Raw genomic sequence first — 18,512 nt, 5'->3', positions numbered from 1 at the left:
ACATGGACTTCCAATTCAATCAGGAACAGCAGCAATTTGCCGACGCGCTCAGGCGCTGGGTCGACAAGGATTACCCGTTTGAAACGCGGCAAACCATCATCCATTCCGCCACGGGCACGTCCGATGCCGCCTGGGCCACCTTGGCCGAGCTGGGCATGACGGCCTTGCCGCTGCCGGCCGCCGCGGGCGGCTTCGACGGCACGGCCGTGGACATGCTGCTGGTGATGCAGGAACTGGGCCGTGGCCTGGTGGTCGAACCGTATTTCGCCACCGTGCTGGGGGCGCGCTTTTTGACCCTGGCGGGCGGCCACGACGCCGTGCTGGAACAGGTCGCCAGCGGCAGCCTGAAGCTGGCTTGCGCGCTGGGCGAGCGCCAGGCTCGCCATGACATGCACGACATCGCCACCACGGCCATCGCCAGCGGCGACGGCTTCGTGCTCGATGGCGAGAAAACCGTCGTCATCCACGGCGCGCAGGCAGGCGCCCTGATCGTCTCGGCGCGCAGCAGCGGCAGCCAGGATGAGACGGACGGCATCTCGCTCTTCCTCGTGCCCGTCGATGCACCGGGCGTTGCCGTGCGCGACTACCGCACCATCGATGGCCAGCGCGCCGCCACCGTGACCCTCGTGCAAGTGGTGCTGGGGCATGACGCGCTGGTCGGACAAAAGGGGCAGGGCTGGCCCGTGCTGGACGCGGCGCTCGACTATGGCGCCGCCCTGCTGTGCGCGGAAGCCGTGGGCGCCATGGACGCCATCTTTGCCGCCACGCTCGACTACTTAAAAACGCGCCAGCAGTTCGGCGCACCCATCGGCAAGTTCCAGGCCTTGCAGCACCGCATGGCCGACATGTTCATCCACCTGGAGCAAGCCCGCTCGATGGCCATGCTGGCCGCCGCCAAGGCCGACAGCGAGGACGCGGCGGAGCGCCGCCGTACCGTGTCCGCCGCCAAGGCGCGGGTGGGACTGGCCGCCACTTTTGTCGGCCAGCAAGCCGTGCAATTGCATGGCGGCATGGGCGTGACGGACGAATTGCCTGCCGCCCACCATTTCAAGCGTTTGAGCATGATCGCCCTGACCCTGGGCGACGTGGAACACCATATCGAGCGCTTTATCGCCCAGCCGGGCTTCTTGCCGACGGAGACCGCATGACCGCATTGACGCAAATCAAACCCAAGCACTGGTATTTCGAAGATTTTACGCAGGGCCTGGAAATCGACCTCGGCCAGCGCCACGTGACGGAACAGGAAATCATCGATTTCGCCACGGATTTCGACCCGCAGCCCTTCCACGTCGACCATGACGCCGCCGAAAAAACCATCTTCAAGGGCGTCATCGCCAGCGGCTGGCATACCTGCGGCATGATGATGCGCCTGGTGGTGGACAACCTGCTCAGGCATTCGTCCAGCATGGGTTCGCCCGGCCTGGACAGCATCCGCTGGATCCAGCCCGTGCGCGCGGGCGACACCCTGCACCTGACCTACCAGGTCAAGGAAGTGCGGCCGTCGAGCAGCAAGCCGGACCGCGGCATCGTCATTTCCGTATGGAGCGTGCGCAACCAGCATGGCGAGGTGGTGACGACCGTCGAGGGCATGGGCATGTTCGGCCGCCGCCCCGTGGCACGAGAGGAGCAGGCCCGTGCGTGATATCGCCGGCATCGCCGGCTTCCAGGCCCTGTCGGGACAGCACGTGGCCGTTTCCGACTGGCTCACCATCACCCAGCAGCGCATCGACACCTTTGCCGACGCCACGGACGACCACCAGTGGATCCACGTGGACGCGGAGCGCTGCGCGCGCGAGTCGCCCTACGGCTGCACCGTGGCGCACGGTTTCCTGACCCTGTCCTTGCTGCCCGCCATGTTGCAGGGCGCCTTGCACATGGCCGGCATCCGCATGGCCATCAATTATGGCCTCAATAAAGTGCGTTTTCCCGCGCCCGTGCCCGTGGGCAGCCGTTTGCGCGCGCGGCTCGACATCCTCTCCGTCGACGACCTGCCGGAAGGGGCGCAAGTGAACTGGGCCGTCACCATGGAGCGGGAAGGCGATGCGAAACCCGTGTGCGTGGCGGAGTTCCTGATGCGCTGCTATCCGTAAACAAGCACGCTCATTCCTCCCCCGACGCGCAATACCTGTCCCGTCCCGTATGCTTGGCACGGTACAGCAGGGCGTCGGCGGCGCGGATCAGGGCGCTGGAATCCATGCCTTCCGTGGGCATGACGCTGGCCATGCCCAGGCTGACGGTGACTTGGGGGCCGACGCTGGAACTGGCGTGCGGGATGTGCAGGGCGCGCACTTCATCGAGGATGCGCTGGGCCACCACTTCGGCGCCGGCGCGCGTCTCCTGCGGCAGCAGCACGATGAATTCCTCGCCGCCATAGCGCGCCAGCAGGTCCGGCGGGCGCACGGCGCAGCGGCGCATGGCGGCGCTCACCTGCTGCAGGCACAGGTCGCCCGCCTGGTGGCCATAGGTATCGTTGTAATCCTTGAAATGGTCGATGTCGGCCATGATGATGGCCATGGGCACGCCATCGCGGGCGCAGCGGCGCCACTCGCTTTCCATCGTGTCGTTGAAGCTGCGCCGGTTGGCCACGCCCGTCAGCGAGTCCGTCAGCGACAGTTCGCGCATGGCGTCGGCCTGCCGCTTGATGGTCAGCTGGCTGCGCACGCGGGCGCGCACGACGGCGGCATTGAAGGGCTTGGTGATGAAGTCGACGGCGCCCGCTTCCAGCGCCCGCGTCTCGTCCTCGGGCTGGTTCAGGGCCGTGACGAAGATGACGGGGATGGCGCTGAGGATGGCCGATGCGCGCAGCGCCTTGCAGACGGCGTAGCCATCCATGCCGGGCATGACGGCATCGAGCAGGATCAGGTCCGGCAGTTGATTTTGCGCAATTTCCAGCGCCTTGACACCGCTCAGGGCGAACAGCACCTCGTGCTCTTCGCGCAGCAGCTGGTGCAGGATCTGGATGTTTTCCATGGCGTCATCGACGATGAGGATGCGCCCATTCATGGCAAGGTTGGTCCAGCTCACTTGTTTTCCTCTCGTTTCAGCTGATCGAGCACGAGTCTTTCCGCTTCGGAAAAATTCAGCGTCTCGATCGCGTTTGCCATCGCCAGGGCGGCTTCCCGGTCTGACTGTTGGATGGCGGGGTGCAGGGCGTGGAATCGGGCCAGCGCCTTCAGGTTATTGTGACGGATCAGGACGAGCAGGTCGGCCAGGCCCGCCTGCAGGTCGATGGCGTGCGCGGCGGATGCCTGCGATGGCGCATCGCTGCGCCGCAGGGGCGAGGGCAGGGTGCGCGCCGCCTCGATGACTTCGGCCATGGCCTGTTCCAGCTGGTCCAGCAAGGCGGCCGTGGCGTGCGACGGCCCCGTTTTCAGCGTCTTTTCCGTCCCGGCGGCCAGGCTGGCGATGCGGGCGGCGCCCAGGTTGGCCGCCACGCCGCACACGCGGTGCAGCAGCTGCGCCGCCTGCTGCCGCCGCCCTTCGGCCAGCAGGCGCCGCGTTTCCTCGACGGCGTCGCCTTGCGAATTCTCAAAGCGCTTGAGCAGGGCCAGGAAGGCGCCATAGTCGCCGCCGAAGCGGTGCAGGGCCGCTTCCAGGTCGATGCCGGGCACCGTGGCCGGCACTTCCAGCGTATCCGCGGCCGGCTCGCCGGACGGCGCGCCGCCGGCCCCGTCGCGCGGCTGCGGCACCAGCCGCGTCAGGGTCTGGATCATGTCGTCGACGTCGATGGGCTTGGCCACGTGCGCATTCATGCCGCTGGCGATGGCGCGCAGGCGGTCGTCGTCCATGGCATTGGCCGTCATGGCGACGATGGGCAAGTCCGGCAGGCCCAGCGCGCGGATGGCCAGGGTGGCGTCATAGCCGTTCATGACGGGCATCTGCAGGTCCATCAGCACCACGTCCCAGGCGTGCGGCGTGCGCGCCAGCAAGTCGACGGCCAGCCGGCCGTTGGCGGCCACGGCCACGCGCGCGCCCGAGTGCAGCAGGATGTACTGCGCCACTTCCTGGTTGATTTCATTGTCTTCCACGAGCAGCACGCGCATGCCTGCCAGCAAGCCAGACAGGGGCGTGGAGACGGGCAGTGCGGGCGGCGCGTTGCGCCCGTTGCGTCCGTCGCGCACGGCCGACACGGCAGCGAGCAGGCGCGCCGGCGTGGCCGGCTTGGCGACGATGCCGGCCAGCATCAGGCTGTCGGCCAGGCGTTCCAGGTTTTCGCTGTCCTGGTCGGCCACCAGCATGATCACGGGCGGCAGGGGCGCATGCTCGCCGGCGCGCGCCTGCGTCAGCATGGAAATGCCATCCATGCCCGGCATGGCCGCGTCGAGCAGCACGATGTCCGCCGCCGGCATGCCGTCGGCGCCGTCGGCGTGGCTGCGCAGCAGGGCCAGGCCGGCCGCGCCGCTGCCGGCGCTGCGGCTGTGCCAGCCCTGCGCCGCGCACCAGTCTTCCAGCATGGCGCGCACGCTGGCGTTGTCGTCGATGATCAGCAGCGACAGGGCCTTCGGCGCCGCCCTGGCCGGCGCGGCGGCCGGCGCCACGCCCGCTTCCGCGACGCGCTCGAAGCGGCAGCGGAAGCGGAAATCGGAACCCTCGCCCAGCGTGCTCGTCACGCTGATGTTGCCGCCCATCAATTCGACCATGCGCCGGCAGATGGCCAGGCCCAGGCCCGTGCCGCCGTACTTGCGGCTGGTGCTGCTGTCGCCCTGGGAAAACGCGTCGAAGATGTGCTGCTGTTCCGCCGCGCCGATGCCGATGCCCGTGTCGCGCACGGAAAACGCCAGCGTCACGCCGCTTGCATCGGCCGCGTCCATGCGGATGGCCAGCACCACCTCGCCTTCGGTGGTGAACTTGACGGCATTGCCCACCAGGTTGATGAGCACCTGCTCCAGGCGCAGGGCGTCGCCCACGAGTTCGGCCGGCACGCCCGGGTCGAGCACGAAGACGGGCTCCACGCCGCGCGCCCAGGCATTGCTGGCCAGCAAGACGCCTATGCTGCCCAGCATGCGCTCGAGCGAGAAGCGGCGCTGTTCCAGCACCATCTGGCCCGCCTCGATCTTGGAAAAATCGAGCACGTCGTTGACGATGTTGAGCAGCGACTGCGTGGCCATCTGGATCTTGCCGACATAGCTGCGCTCGCGCCGCTCCAGCGGCGACTCTTCCAGCAGGCGCGCCAGGCCGATGATGGCATTCATCGGCGTGCGGATTTCATGGCTCATGTTGGCGACGAATTCGCTCTTCGCGATGCTGGCCGCCTCGGCCTTGTCGCGCGCGCGCACCATCTGCTCGTTCAGCTCGTGCAGTCGCAGTTCCGTGCGCTTGAGTTCGGACACGTCCGAGGCCAGCACGAAGAAGCCCCGCACGCCGCCGTCGTCGTCGAAGTCGGGGATGTAGTTGGTCCACGTGTGGCGCACCTGGCCGGCGGGATCGAGCAAGTCGCGCTCGAAGCTTTGCGGCCGGCCCGCCAGCACGCCTTCCACGTGGGGCAGGTAGACGTCGAACAGTTCCTGGCCCAGCAGTTCGCTCATGTGGATGCCGGCCAGCTCGGCGCTGCTGCGGCCGAACCACTCGTTATAGAATTTGTTGGCGAAACGGCAACGCAGGTCGTGGCCCCAGTACGACACCATGCCGGGCAGGTTGTCGGTGACGGTGCGGATGAAGCGCTCGCTCTGCTCCAGGCGCCAGGTGGTGGCGTGCAGCACTTCCGTGGCGCGCCGCCGTTCCGTGACGTCGATCGACACGCCCAGCACGTGGCTGGCCCGCCCCGCGTCGTCGCGCAGGACCACCTTGCGCGTGGTGAAATGGCGCGTGGTGCCGTCGGCCGTGTTGATCGGCTCCTGCTCGATCTCCACCATCTGCCCCGTGGCCAGCAGCCTGCGGTCGGCGCTGGTGAAGGCGGCCGCCTGCTGCGGCGGGAAGAAATCGCTGTCCGTCTTGCCCAGCAGCTGCTCGCGCGAGCGGCCCAGGGTCAGTTCCGCGTGGCGGTTGACCATTTCAAAGCTCAGCTTGTCGGCGCGCTTGACGAAGACCATGGCGGGGATGTTTTCGATGATGGTGCCGAACAGGTGCTTGGAGCGGCGAAATTCCGCTTCCGCGCGCTTGCGCTCGCTAATGTCCAGCCACAGGCCCGATACGCCCAGCAGCTGCTGTTCCTGGCCGAAGATCGGGTGGCAGGAGACGATCCAGTGGCTGGCCTGCTCGCGCTGCCGGCCGCTGGTGCCCTTGAGTTCGATGTCGACGATGGGCAGGCCCGTTTCGAGCACCTGGCGCAGGCAGCGCTCCACCTCCACGCGCACGGCGTCGTCGAACAGCATGGCGCCCACGGGACGCCCGATATGCTGCTCCACGCTGGCCGCGTTGATGGCGGCCAGGTACTGGTTGATCATGACGATGTGCAGCTCGCGGTCGACGAACAGCATGCCGATGGGCGCCGTCGCGTACACGGTTTCCAACAGGCGCGTGGATTTTTCCAGGGCCAGCGTGCGTTCGGCCACCAGGCTTTCGAGCTGCGTGCGGTGGCGCCGCAGGTCGCGCTCCAGCCCGTCCAGGGCACGCGCCATGTCGGCCGATTCGCGGTCCGTGTGTTTGCCCGATATCAAGGGCTTGCCCTGCGCCAGGGCCTGGATCTGCTGCGTCAGCTGCTGCAGGGTCTGCGCCAGGCGCCCGCCCACGCGCCAGGCCAGCACGTAGGCGGCGCCCAGCAGCAGGGCCAGGATGACGGAGCCCGTCACCACGGAGCGCAGCAGGGCGCCGGCCACGGTGCTGGTGCGCATGGTGACGGCCACCGTCCACGCATCGTCGCGGGCGCGGTGAAAGCCCGTGTAGACGTCGAGGCCTTCCAGCGTGGCATGGCGCAGCACGCCTTCGCGCGCCTGGCGCATCTGCTCCAGCAGGGGCGCCGCGCTGCGCTGTCCCACGTAGCGCTGCGGCGCCAGGGTGCGCGCCACGTTGATGCCGTCCGCATTGATGATGGCCGCGCCCAGGTAGGCGGGCATGTTCAGCTCGCGCATCAGCACGGGCAGGTAGTCGGCCGGGTACAGGGCCGTGAGTACCCAGGCGCCGCCCGCGGCGTCGCGCTGGCGCGGCAGCGGCAGGTTCAGGGCCAGCTGCGGCGGCTCGCCCGGCGCGCCGAACAGGCTGGTCAGGCGCGGCTTGCCCTGCGCGCGCGCGCGCTGCATGCTGGCCGCCCATTTTTGCGGCAGCGGCGGCGGCACCTGGGCGGCGGGCAGGGAGGTATTGATCAGCTGGCGGCCCATCGCATCGGAGACGATGAAGGCGCTGACGGCGACACCCGGCTGCAGCAGGTCGCCGGCCAGCGCGCGCAGGGCGGCGACGTCGCCGTCGCGCAGGGCGGGCGAGGCGGCGAGGACGCGCGCGGCCAGCTGTGCGCCGTTCAGGTCGCGCTCGACGGCCGCGGCCACGGCGCGCGCCGCCTGCGCCGTCTCGCTGACGACGTGATCGCGCTCGCGCGTGTAGCTTTGCGCCACCAGCAGGATGAAGACGAGTGCCGTCGGAATGACCCAGGCGAGCACCAGCCATGAAATTCTTGAGCGTATCGAAGGCAAATCTTGCACCCGGAAGGCTCCCAGAATGGATGAGTCGACAGGCAGGCTCACGCTGGCGCTGGCTGACGTTGAATGAAAAGATGCTAGACGAATTTGATTCTTTTGACAAGCCTAGTTTCTGGCATGAAAAAAAGGTTGCGCATGGCACACACAGGGGCGCCGCGCTGCGCGGATGGCAGGCGGGCTCTACTATCAACCCGCCGTGGCGGCGGGCGGCGGACGGGCGGGGCTGCTTACGGCACCACGGTCAGCACGTCGACATCGATCTCCGGGCTTTCCATGAAATCCTTTTCCACTTCGCCGCGGATTTCCACCTGCGTCCTGGCGTCGATCTTGCGGTTCATGAAGACCTTGTCGTCGATGTCCACGCGGATTTCCGCCGTGCCATCGGAAAAGGTGTATTTCTCCTTGCCCACCTTGCGCAGCAGATAGCCGCGCAGCACGACGGCCTGGTCGTCGACGGGATTTTTCAGGACGGCGGCGACCGTCTTGGGCGCGTCGGGACCGACGGACGGCCCCACGTACTGGGCTTGTGCGCTGCCGGCCAGCACGGCGCAGGCGGCGGCCACGGAGATGATGAATTTACGGTGCAGTGTCATGGCATTCCTTCCATAGTGACAGCCTTGTCAGAAAAACACGGCGGTGCGGGGAATGATAGCACCGGTATTGCCATATGGCATGTTCGCGCGGACGCTGCCCGTGCTGGCCACGCCATCGTCGAGTTTGCTGTCGATCTGCTCCGCGTAGCCTTCAGGCAGGTTGTCGAAGCGGATGCCGTTGCCGGCCCGTCCGCCCACTTCATCGTTGTACAGGTAGACGGCGCCGCCCTGGGCGCTGGTCATGAATTGCGAGGTGCCGTTGAAGGAGCCCGTAATGAAGCCGCCCAGCGCCAGGTGCTGCGGCGCCAGCGTGAATTCGCGCGGCTGGCCGTCGCCGATCTGGCCGTCGCCATTGCCGTTGCCGGCCGAATTGGGCACGTGCACGGTGCCCTGGATATCGTCGCCGGGCAGGGCGCGGAACTTGTCCTGGTAGGCGTTGACGGCGGCCGTCAGGGAATTGGACTGCTGGATGATGTTCTTCACCTTGGCGCTGTCGATCAGGCCCTGTCCCTTCAGCACGCCGCCCAGCAGCAGGCCGATGATGACCAGGACGATGGCGATTTCAACGAGCGTAAAGCCTTGCTGGCGGCGTGGGGGCATGGGAATTCCTTCTCAAAAGCGTGGGCCTGCGGGGGCGGGTCAGGGGCAAGTTTACTGCAAATGGCCTTGGGCGGGAATGGCGATTCCGGGCGTGCAGGGGGCGCTGTTTCCGTGCGCGCATTTTGCTTTCTTTGCGGCAATTTGGTCGGCCAGTTCGTCGAGTCGGCGCGCGAGGAAGGCCAGCTCGTGCGGGTCGCTCACCTGGCCACTCTGGATCAGGCCGCCGATCACCAGGCGGGCGCTGTCGAGCTGGTCCATGTCTTCCAGGATGAACGCTTCCATTTCGCGCACCCAGGACGGCACCTGCGGCCCCGTCGCCAGCCGGCGCAGCGCGCGCGCATACGACAGGGCCAGGGGCAGGTCGTGCAGCTGGTGCTTGGCCACCAGCGCCGCCTGCGCCATGGCGGGCCAGCGGCGCGCCGGGTCGGCCGCGAAGCTGGCGGCGACAAAATCGAGCATGCGCCGCACGCGCACGGGGTCGGCCACGCCCGCGTACACCTCGCTGGCGGCCACCAGCGCGTAGCGGCTGCGCGGGTCGAGCGTCTGCGCCGTTTCCAGCCAGCCGGCCAGGCGCTCATAGTCGAGCTCCCGCCACGGCAGGCTGACGCCGGGCTGGTCCTCGAACGCCTGCAGGTACAGCAGCATCGCCTTGGACATGGCCAGCGGTTCGCCCAGGCTGGCCAGGCGCGCCACGGGCGCCGCAGGCGCGGCGGGCAGCGGACGCGCCTGCGGGGGCGATTGCTGCTGCGCCAGGCGCCAGCCCAGCTGCAGCAGCAGGCTGGCCGCCAGCAGCCAGCACGCGGGGCGCGGCACGCTGGACCAGGGGCGCAGGGAGGCGGCCATCAGATGTTGCGCCGGTAAAAGTCGCACAGGGCGCCAGCGGCCAGCAGGGCGACGTAGATGCAAGTTTGCGCCGCCACGCGGCCCAGGGCGTGCCAGTCGCCGGTGGCGTACAGCAGCCACTCCGTGCGGGTGAAGTCGTCGAGGCGGGGCAGCAGCAGGGCCAGCACGTCGATGGCGCCGGCCATGGCCTGCTGCGGCCACGCATGGCCAGCCTGCGCACCGTGCGCCAGCAATTGCAGGCTGCCCACCATGCGCGCCAGCACGTAGAAGCCGCCGGCGGCGGCCATGGCCGGCAGCGGCTGCTGCAGGCTGGCCGCGCACAGCAGGCTGAAGGCGGCGACGATCCACAATTCCCCCAGCAGGGAAGCGCCCCACAGGGCGCTTTGCCCGGGCGGGGCGAACAGCGCCATCAGCAGGCCGAACAGCACGGCCGGCACGGCCGCCAGCGCGCCATGGCCCAGCAGCTTGCCCAGCAGGTAGGCGGCGCGCGGCATGGGCAGTGCCAGCAGCAGTTCCAGGCCCTTGTCCGCCCCTTCGCGCGCCATGCTGGTGACGACGAAGGTGGACAGCAAAAAGACGCTGGCCAGGCGCAGGGTGGCGGCCAGCAGCGCCGCCTGCACGGCGCCGCTTTCCGTCAGTGCCAGCTGCTGCAGGAAGCCGGCCAGGCCGGCCGCGCCGCAGGCGGCCAGCACGAACAGCCACGGCAGCCGGCTGCGCAGCGCTTCGAGCAGCGTGTAGCGGGCGATGGTGAGGGCGGGACGGAGCATCGGCATCAGCGGGGCAGCCTTTGCGCCGCCACCATGCGGTTGAAGAGGATGTTGGGCGACAGCCAGACGACGATATCGTCGAACTCGCCGCCGGGCTGCTGCGCGCCGCTGGCGGGGCGGCTGATGAAGATGGCCGCGCCCGATGCATTGCTGCGCTCGTCGATATTGTTGCCGATGGGCACAGCCTGGCGCTGGCCCTGCACGCTGGTGGCGCCGTAGCCGTTCTTGCCGTGCGACATGATCATGGCGGGGATGTCGTTCAGCGCCGTCGCCTGCAGCAGCGCGCCGCCATTGCGCGTGACGATGCTGATGTCGCGCGGCGTGCCCAGGCCGAACGGCTGTTCGCTGTCGCTGAAGGCGGGCGTGACGCTGTAGCGGAACAGGTTGTTCCAGCTGTCGGCCTGGCGCAGCCCCAGGGTGGCCCAGGGCAGGAAGCCGACGCGCTTGTCGCCGTTGCAGCGGGCGCCGCGCCGGTCTTCCAGGCCATTCATGGGCGAGATGGCGGGGCAGGGCAGGTAGCCGTAGCGCAGCGCGTAGCCCGTCAGCGCTTCCTTGGCCTCGTCCAGCGCCTGCTGCGTCTCTGCCACCTTGCGCTGCTCCAGCTGCACCGTCAGCGGCGTGACGAGGCCGCCTATCATCAGGCCGACGATGACCAGCACGATGGCGATTTCGATGAGGGAAAAGCCGCGCTGCCGGCGGCAAGCGAGGGGGCGGCGGCTCATGGCAGGTTGCGCGCGGCGCGCATGCGTTGGTACAGGGCAGGCAAGGTGATCCAGGTCAGCATGTCGTCGAAGGCGCCGCCGGGCGCGCCATCGTGGGCGGCGGGGCGGCTGATGAAGCGGCGGCTGGCGCGGTCGTTGTCCGCCTCATCGGCATTGCCGCGCGCCGTATTGCGTTGCGGCACGCCGCTGGCGGCCGTGCCATAGCCCTCCCTGCCTTGCGAGAACAGCACCACGGGCAGGCACTGGGCGCTGACGTCGCACTGCTCCTGGCCCGCCACGTAGGCGAATTCGCCGCGCCCGTCGCGCTTGAGCACGACGCGGTTGGCGACGGCGGAAAACGAGTTGACGGGGGCGCGCGCCATTTCCGGCGTGACGCTGTAGCGCAGCAGCTTGCCCCAGGCGTCGGCGCCCGCCACGCCCAGCGCCACCCACGGCAGGAAGCCGCTGCAATCGGCATCGCTGGCGCAGTCGGCGGGGCGTTCGCGGCCGTCAAGGGCGGAGGCGGCCGGGCGGGGCAGGCGGCCATTGGTCGCCGCAAAGCCCAGCAGGGCGTCGCGCGCCTGCGCCAGGGTGGCCAGGGTGCGCTGCTGGCGCGCGGCCTCGCCCGTGTTGCGGCCGAAGGCGCCGATCAGCAGGCTGGCCGCGCCCAGGCCCAGCACGGCCACCAGCAGGAGCAGGGCCGCGCCGCGCTGGCGCCGGCGGGCATGCGCTTGAGGGACACTCATGGCTGCCCCTGCGGCGCTTCGGTGACGCTGCCGCTGGCCGGGTCGTAGCGCTGGCCCGGCTTGAGCAGGATCAATTGTCCACTGGACAGGCGCAGGCTCAGGGTGCCGCCCTGGCCCTGGCCGAGCTGGTTGTACGGTTCCTGCTGGGGCGTGCCGTTCAGCCAGACGGTGGAGCGCCCGCTGCTGCGCTGCACGAGGCCATTCAATTCCACCGGCGGGGCGGGCGGAGGCGGCGGCGGGGGCGGCGCAGGCGGGGCCAGGGCGGGACTGGACGGCGGCGGCCCGTAGCGCTGCGCATCGAGCTGGGCGCGCTGCTCCGGCGTGGAGAACAGCCGCCCCAGTTGCGGCACCTGGGCCAACGCGGCGGGGACGGCGCCGGCCAGCAGCGCGCCCAGGAGGAAGGCGCGCTTCATGGCTGCCCCTGCGCGGGCACGGCCACGCTGCCCAGGGTCAGCCACAACAGCGTGCAATCGGCGCTGAGGGAGGGGGGGGCGCCTGCCGGCGCGCCGGCCGCGCCATTGCGCTTGAGCGTGCAATCCTGCACGGCGAAATAGCCGGCCTGGCGCAAGTCGTCGAGCAGGTTCAGCAAATCTAGCTCATGCAGCAAGTCCAGGCGCAGCTGCATGCGGCTGCCGCGCAGCCGGTACTGCCCCATGACCATGGGCGTGGGCACGGGCAGCACCTGCTGCGCGCCGATGTCATAGCCGATGGGCAACAGTTTGCGCTGTTCCTGGCTGCGGCGGATGGCGTCGATCCAGGCCAGGCGGTTTTCCTCGCCGATCAGGCCGCGCTGGCGCAGGGCGAGAAATTGCGGTTCGTAGGCGCGAATTTCCTGCTTTTCCCCTTCCACGTGGTTGAACAGGCTGGCCGCCGCCGCGCGCGCATGGCGCATGAAGTCGAGCTGCTGCGCCTCGCGCTGGCGGTAGGCGGCGCTCAGGCTCAGCAGCACCACGCTGGCCAGCAGGGTCAGGGCAAAGCACAGCAGGGCGCGGCGTATCAGCGGCAATTCGCCCAGCCAGGCAGGCAGGGCGCGCGCGGGCGCGGCGGCTTTCTTCATGCCGGGCAGGGGCGGCTGTTTCACGGGGCCGCTCATGGCTGCCACACGAGCAGGAGGGTGAAGCGGGCCTGGCTGTCCGGCGCCGGCGCGGCGCTCTTGCCGGACAGGGCCACGCTGGAACGCAGGTCCAGCGGCGTTTCCTCGATGGCCACCTGCATGCCTGGCTGGCGCGCCAGGGTCTGCGCGAAGGCCGTGATGGCGCCCAGCGCGGCGCGGTAGTCATTGTTCGGCATGGCCACGTCCGCTTCCAGGCGCAGCGCCTGCGGCGGCGCGACGGGAATGCCGGCCAGGCTGCTGGCCGGCGGCGCACTGGCGCCCGCCTGCGCCGCCGCCGGCTGGCCGTCGGCCGTGCGCGCGGGTGCCGGCCCCGCATTCCAGTGCAGCTGGCCCAGCTGGACTTGCGGCGCCTGGTCCAGCGCGGCGCTCAGCATGGCCAGCAGGGGACCGGGCGCGGGCGCCTGCGTGGCGATCATGTGCCCCAGGGTCACGGCCACTTTCATGTTCTGCGTCTTGGCCGGCGCCGGCGGCAGGCCGGCCATGACGCTGCGGTAGCGTTCCTCGTAGGAAGCCGTTTCCTGCCGCAGCCGCGCGGTGGCGGCGCCATCGTTGATGCCACCCAGCAAGTTAATCACGCACCACAGGGCCGCGGAGGCGCCGATCAGGGCGCTGGCGCCGTACAGCGCCTTGCGCGCGCGCTGGAAGTGGTAGTAGCGGGCCAGCGGGCCGGGCGGGTAATGGCTGGGCGGCGGATGCTTGCCGAGCAAGGTCAGCAGCAATTCGTCGGCCAGCGCCGGCGTCTGCCGCAGGCCCACGCGCTCGCCGGCGGCCTGCAGGTCGATGAAGTGGTAAGCCACTTCCAGGTCGTTGTCGCACAGCAATTCCAGTTTGGCGATCTGCGCGGCGGAGGCGAGGATCACGGTATTGAGCACTTCGCCGCGCGCCAGCATGCGCGTGCTGGTGAGAAATTGCCGCGTCTTTTCCGTTTCCAGCGCGATATTCACGGCCACGCCGTCGAGCGCGATGGCCACCGTCTGGCGCGAAAAGCGCAGCTGGCCCTTCTCGTAGTAGCTTTGCCGCAAGCCGCCCGACTGCTGCGTCACGAGCAGCAGGTGTTCGTGCGCGAGGGCCAGCTTTTTCACCAGCGCAATGCTCATCAGGCTGGTCGAATAGATGCCGGCCACGGGCACGCGCAAGTGCTCCAGCGCTTCCGTCCACGGCTGCAGCAGCGAAGGGTTGGTCAGCGCGAAGAACAGCACCTGGTCATCGTGGCGGCCCGTGCTTTCGCGGCCCAGCAGGGCGCTGCCCCGGTAGGGCGTGTCGCGGTGCAGCTGCTGGCGGCGCCGCTCCAGCAGGGCGCGGCCCGCCTTGCCGCGCACGTGGGGCACGAGCTGGTGCTGGAAGTCTTCTTCGATGAGGTCCGTCAGCAGGTAGGCGGGCACGTCCAGCCGCTGCGCCTGCGGGTCTTCCAGCCACGCGGCGAAGCCGTCCAGCCCCGCCGCGCTGGCGGGAAAGACGTGGCCCGGGCCCAGCGCGCCGTGGTGCCAGTCGTAGGCGCACAGGGCGTCGCTGGTGAGATAGAGCAATTGTTTGCGGAACACGGTGGCCTCAGGTCTTCATGGTACTGATGGTGTCGTAGATGGGACCGAGCACCGAGAGCATGATCCAGCCCAGCAGCAGGCCCAGGATCACCGTCATGGCCGGCTCTATCATGGCCTGCACTTTTTCGATCAATTCCTTCACTTCGCGGTTGTAAAAGTAGCTGACATTGCGCAAGGCCGTGTCCAGCGAGCCCGTCGCTTCGCCCACCTTCAGCATGCGGATCACCAGCGGCGGGAAGATGCCCGTGTGCTGGAAGGCGGCCGTGACGCCGTGGCCCTCGCTGATCAGCTGGGCGGCGCGGCGCAGGCCGGCGGCCACCACCTGGTTGCCGGCGATGCCCTCGGACAGGCGGATGCACTCGAGGATGCTGATGCCGGAAGCATACATGAGGGCAAAGAAGGTGGCGAAGCGGGCCAGGATGATCTTGTGCAGGACGGGGCCGAGCAGCCACAGGCGCAGCTTCAATCCGTCCCAGGCGTAGCGGGCGCGGCTGCTGCGGCGTACCCACGCGCGCAGGCCGAAAAACAGCAGCACGGGCAGGGCCAGCAGCAGATACCAGTAGGCAATGAAGATATTCGACACGAAGATCAGCACGCGCGTGTGCAGCGGCAGTTCGCCGCCCATGTTGCGGATGAAGGCCGTCAGCTGGGGCACGAGGTAGATCATCAGGAAAAACGTGACGGCGGCCACGACGATGGCCACGACGATGGGGTACATGACGATCTTGCGCGTCTGCGAGGCCAGCTCGTCCTGCCATTTCAGGCTTTCCGACAGGTTCTTGAAGACTTCGGCGATCTTGCCGCTCTGTTCCCCCGCCAGTATCAGGCTGGTAAACGTGGCGTCGAAGATGTCGCCATGCTGGGCCAGCGCGCCCGACAGGGGCAGGCCACCCTCGATGCTTTCGATCAGGTCCGTGACGACTTCGCGCAGGCGCGGGTGGTCCGTGCTTTCGCGCAAGTCGTTCAAGCCTTCCAGGATGGGCACGCCCGCGCCCGTCAATTGCTCCATGTGGAAGCAGAAATTGATCAGGTCGCGGCGGTGGATGACGCGCTTGCCCAGCAGCACCAGGTATTGCCCCGTGATGCGGCAGTCGATCAGGTCCAGCTGCATGCGGTGCAGGCGCGCCTCCAGGTCCGGCACATTGGCCGCCTCCATGCTGCCGGGAATCATCGCCCCGGCGGCATCCATGGCGCGGTAGACATATTGCGCCATCAGGCCAGCCTGTCCGTCAGGTCGACCACGCGCGCCACTTCTTCCAGCGTCGTCACGCCTTCCTTCACGCGGCGCATGCCGTCGTCGACGAGGGGCTTGAAGCCGGCCGCGCGCGCGGCGGCCCTGAGCTCGCGCAAACTGGCGCGGCGCGCCGTCAGTTCGTCCAGCTCGGCCGTCATCTTGAGGATTTCCATGATGGCCAGGCGGCCCTTGTAGCCCTGGTGCGCGCAGCGCTCGCAGCCGACGGCGCGGCACAGGCTGACGGGAGCGTCTTGCGTCGCCAGGCCCAGCAGGCGGCGCTCGACGTCGTCGGCGATCACCGTTTCCTTGCAATGCGGACACAGCCGGCGCACGAGGCGCTGCGCCACGATGCCGATGATGTTGCCGGCCATGATGTCGGGCAGGATGCCGATGTCGAGCAGGCGCGAGACGGAACCGATGGCCGAGCTCGTATGCAGGGTGGAATACACCTGGTGGCCCGTCATGGCGGCGGCAAAGGCCATTTCCGCCGTTTCGCGGTCGCGGATCTCGCCGACTAAAATGATGTCCGGGTCTTGCCGCATCATCGAGCGGATGCCGTCGGCAAAGCCCAGCTTGACGGACTCGTTGACGGAGGTCTGGCGTATCATGTTCATGGGATACTCGACCGGGTCTTCCAGGGTCATGATGTTGACGCTTTCCGTATTGATATGGTTGAGTATCGAATACAGGGTGGTGGTCTTGCCGCTGCCCGTCGGGCCCGTCACGAGGATGACGCCATCGGGGCGGGCGATCATCAGTTTCAGCAGATTCAGTTCCGTCTCGGCCAGGCCCAGCGCGTCCAGCGGCACGATGCCTTTCTGGCGGTCCAGCACGCGCAGCACGAAGTTTTCGCCATGCGTGGTGGGCTGCGCCGAGGCGCGGAAATCAATTTGCCGGCCGGAAAACTTGATGCTGATGCGGCCATCCTGGGGCGCGCGCGCCTCGGCGATATTCATGCCCGACATCACCTTCAGGCGCACGGCCATGGCCGGCCAGTACGATTTGTGCAGGCTGCGAATCTGCCGCAGGATGCCGTCGATGCGGTAGCGGATGCGCAGGAAGGACTGTTCCGGCTCGAAATGCAGGTCCGAGGCGCCATGCTGCACGGCGTCGGCCAGCAGCGCGTCGATCAGGCGCACCATGGGCTGGCTGTATTCGTCCGACGGCGAAGCCATGCTCTGGTAGCTGACCTCGCCCGTCTCGATCTCGTGCAGGATGCCGTCGATCGACAGTTCGAAGCCATAGTACTGGTCGATGGCGCGCGAAATGTCCGATTCATTGACCAGCACGGTGGAAATCGTGATGCCCTTGACCAGCATGGCGCTGATTTGATCGAGCGCAACGATATTGCTGGTGTCGGCCATGGCGAGGATCAGGTTGTCCGCCTGCCGCTCGTAGACGATGGGAAAGACGCGGTAGCGCTTGGCCACGTCCTTCGGGATGAGTTTCAGGGCGATGGCGTCGACCACCAGGCTCGACAGGTCTGCGCTGACCTGTTTCAGGTTTTCGCTGAGCGCCTCGCGCACCGTCGCTTCCGTGACGAAGCCCAAAGTGATGAGCAGTTTGCCCAGCGGCTCGCTGCTGCGCTTTTGCTCGATGAGGGCGATGCGCAGCTGGTCTTCGCTGATCACGCCTTTCTGGATCAGCAGCTTGCCAAGGGGAAGTTTTGCCTGTTCTGCCATGTCGTGCTTATTCCTGACGGGTAATGATGATGGCCGGGTCGCTGCCGGCCGGCGCCGCCGCCGGCATGCCCAGTTCGCGCAGGCGCGCCTGCACCACGGCGCGGTCAAAAGCGGCCGGCGCCGTCTGCGCCAGGGCCAGCGCGCGCTGGTAATAGGTGGCGGCCAGTTTCGGCTGGTTCAGCCGGTCCAGGCCCACGGCCAGGTTGAAGGCATAGTCGGGATTGCCGGGCACGGCGCTGTAGGCGCGGAAGAATTGCTGCTGCGCCTCGTTCCAGCGGCGCTGCTTGGCGTACACATTGCCCAGGGCGAACAATACGGGGCCGCTGTCGGGCGACCGGGCCAGGATGGCTTTCAATTTCGCTTCGCTCTGCACCACGTCGCCCTGGCGCAGGCCGATCAGGCCGGCCAGCGCTTCGCCATCGTCCGGGTTGATCTCGAGCAAGCGCACGTACAGCGCCGCCGCCTGCGCGCCCTGCTGCTCGCGCTGGGCCACGGCCGCCAGGCCCAGCAGGGCGTCGCGGTTGACGGGGTCCTGCTGCAGCACGGCTTCATACTGCTGGCGCGCCGTGCCCAGCTGGCCGCCGTTCAGGGCCTGGTAGGCTTGCTGCACGCCGGGCGCGATCTGCGGCGCGGGCGCGCTGCGCTGCACCTGGATCTGGCTATTGTCAGGCGCCATCACCGGCGGCAGGCTGGGCGGCGCCGGCGGCGGCAACTGCGCCAGCTGGGCAGCCACGGCCGCTTGCGCCGCCGCCTGTATCATCGCCTGCTGTTCCGCCGCGGCCGCCTGCTGGCGCGGTGCGGAGGGCGCCTCGGGCGGCAAGGCTGGCGGCAGCGGTTCGGCCGGTGGCGCCGCGCCCGGTGCCGCCAGGACGAGGACGGGACCGGCGCTGCCGGCCGTGCCGGGCGCGTCCGTCAGCGGCATGGGCACGCCGGGCAGGTTGGCGCCCGCGCCGGGGCTGGTGCTGGCGCGCCAATACCACCACGCCATCGAACCCGCCACCAGCAGCAGGATGGCCAGCAGCACGGCCAGGCGCACGGTGGCGGGATCGACGCTGATGGGGCCGGAAGGGCCTTTCGGCGGCGTGCTGCTGCGGCTGGCGCGGGGCCGGGCGGGCGGCGGCTC

17 protein-coding genes are annotated in these 18,512 nt (G+C 68.6%); 3 read left to right on the top strand and 14 right to left on the bottom strand.

Annotated features, from left to right (window positions below; genetic code table 11):
- The first annotated feature begins 2 nt into the window (after window positions 1-2).
- Genes AC07VL_RS20290 through AC07VL_RS20280 form a run of 3 tightly spaced genes read left to right on the top strand, consistent with a single transcriptional unit; the run spans window position 3 to window position 2,090 of the window.
- Complete coding sequence (locus AC07VL_RS20290) at window positions 3-1,148, top strand: acyl-CoA dehydrogenase family protein (protein ID WP_494807432.1); 1,146 nt, start codon at window positions 3-5, stop codon at window positions 1,146-1,148.
- Complete coding sequence (locus AC07VL_RS20285) at window positions 1,145-1,642, top strand: MaoC family dehydratase (RefSeq protein ID WP_494807431.1); 498 nt, start codon at window positions 1,145-1,147, stop codon at window positions 1,640-1,642. The genes AC07VL_RS20290 and AC07VL_RS20285 overlap by 4 nt, the downstream gene beginning before the upstream one ends.
- The gene (locus tag AC07VL_RS20280; RefSeq protein WP_494807430.1) at window positions 1,635-2,090 is read left to right on the top strand and encodes a MaoC family dehydratase; all 456 of its coding nucleotides are present in this window, start codon (window positions 1,635-1,637) and stop codon (window positions 2,088-2,090) included. The genes AC07VL_RS20285 and AC07VL_RS20280 overlap by 8 nt, the downstream gene beginning before the upstream one ends.
- Window positions 2,091-2,100: 10 nt before the next feature.
- Here the strand turns inward: AC07VL_RS20280 and AC07VL_RS20275 are convergent, their stop codons facing one another.
- The 14 genes from AC07VL_RS20275 to AC07VL_RS20210 all read right to left on the bottom strand — a co-directional run.
- Window positions 2,101-3,024 (bottom strand): diguanylate cyclase domain-containing protein, encoded by a 924-nt coding sequence (locus AC07VL_RS20275; RefSeq protein WP_494807429.1) that lies wholly within the window; start codon window positions 3,022-3,024, stop codon window positions 2,101-2,103.
- Window positions 3,021-7,529 (bottom strand): PAS domain-containing protein, encoded by a 4,509-nt coding sequence (locus AC07VL_RS20270; RefSeq protein WP_494807428.1) that lies wholly within the window; start codon window positions 7,527-7,529, stop codon window positions 3,021-3,023. The genes AC07VL_RS20275 and AC07VL_RS20270 overlap by 4 nt, the downstream gene beginning before the upstream one ends.
- Before the next feature lie 266 nt (window positions 7,530-7,795).
- Complete coding sequence (locus tag AC07VL_RS20265) at window positions 7,796-8,161, bottom strand: YgiW/YdeI family stress tolerance OB fold protein (RefSeq protein WP_494807427.1); 366 nt, start codon at window positions 8,159-8,161, stop codon at window positions 7,796-7,798.
- A 27-nt stretch (window positions 8,162-8,188) separates the two neighbouring features.
- On the bottom strand, window positions 8,189-8,761 hold the full coding sequence (locus AC07VL_RS20260) for a prepilin-type N-terminal cleavage/methylation domain-containing protein (RefSeq protein ID WP_092799977.1): 573 nt from the start codon (window positions 8,759-8,761) through the stop codon (window positions 8,189-8,191).
- A 51-nt stretch (window positions 8,762-8,812) separates the two neighbouring features.
- Window positions 8,813-9,604 (bottom strand): hypothetical protein, encoded by a 792-nt coding sequence (locus AC07VL_RS20255; protein WP_494807426.1) that lies wholly within the window; start codon window positions 9,602-9,604, stop codon window positions 8,813-8,815.
- Window positions 9,604-10,377, bottom strand: coding sequence for an ABC transporter permease subunit (locus AC07VL_RS20250; protein ID WP_494807425.1), 774 nt, complete (start codon window positions 10,375-10,377; stop codon window positions 9,604-9,606). The genes AC07VL_RS20255 and AC07VL_RS20250 overlap by 1 nt, the downstream gene beginning before the upstream one ends.
- The gene (locus tag AC07VL_RS20245; RefSeq protein ID WP_494807424.1) at window positions 10,377-11,093 is read right to left on the bottom strand and encodes a prepilin-type N-terminal cleavage/methylation domain-containing protein; all 717 of its coding nucleotides are present in this window, start codon (window positions 11,091-11,093) and stop codon (window positions 10,377-10,379) included. The genes AC07VL_RS20250 and AC07VL_RS20245 overlap by 1 nt, the downstream gene beginning before the upstream one ends.
- Window positions 11,090-11,818, bottom strand: coding sequence for a hypothetical protein (locus tag AC07VL_RS20240; protein ID WP_494807423.1), 729 nt, complete (start codon window positions 11,816-11,818; stop codon window positions 11,090-11,092). Before AC07VL_RS20240 ends, AC07VL_RS20245 begins: the two co-directional genes overlap by 4 nt.
- Window positions 11,815-12,231, bottom strand: a complete 417-nt coding sequence (locus AC07VL_RS20235; protein WP_494807422.1) for a hypothetical protein — start codon at window positions 12,229-12,231, stop codon at window positions 11,815-11,817. Before AC07VL_RS20235 ends, AC07VL_RS20240 begins: the two co-directional genes overlap by 4 nt.
- Entirely contained in the window at window positions 12,228-12,899 is a 672-nt protein-coding gene (locus AC07VL_RS20230; RefSeq protein WP_494807421.1) for a hypothetical protein, read from the bottom strand. The genes AC07VL_RS20235 and AC07VL_RS20230 overlap by 4 nt, the downstream gene beginning before the upstream one ends.
- An 8-nt stretch (window positions 12,900-12,907) precedes the next feature.
- Window positions 12,908-14,473, bottom strand: a complete 1,566-nt coding sequence (locus AC07VL_RS20225; RefSeq protein ID WP_494807420.1) for a hypothetical protein — start codon at window positions 14,471-14,473, stop codon at window positions 12,908-12,910.
- A gap of 7 nt (window positions 14,474-14,480) precedes the next feature.
- Window positions 14,481-15,686 (bottom strand): type II secretion system F family protein, encoded by a 1,206-nt coding sequence (locus AC07VL_RS20220; RefSeq protein ID WP_494807419.1) that lies wholly within the window; start codon window positions 15,684-15,686, stop codon window positions 14,481-14,483.
- A complete protein-coding gene (locus AC07VL_RS20215; RefSeq protein ID WP_494807418.1) occupies window positions 15,686-17,389 on the bottom strand; it encodes a GspE/PulE family protein in 1,704 nt (567 codons plus the stop codon). Before AC07VL_RS20215 ends, AC07VL_RS20220 begins: the two co-directional genes overlap by 1 nt.
- Window positions 17,390-17,396: 7 nt before the next feature.
- Window positions 17,397-18,512, bottom strand: a 1,116-nt coding sequence (locus AC07VL_RS20210) for a tetratricopeptide repeat protein (RefSeq protein ID WP_494807417.1), incomplete at its 5' end; no start/stop codon positions are given.

The sequence above is a fragment of the Janthinobacterium sp. GW821-FHT03C08 genome, from assembly GCF_059420905.1.
The sequence above is the reverse complement of the archived record's forward strand: the minus strand, read 5'-3'. Positions and strand labels throughout refer to the sequence as shown.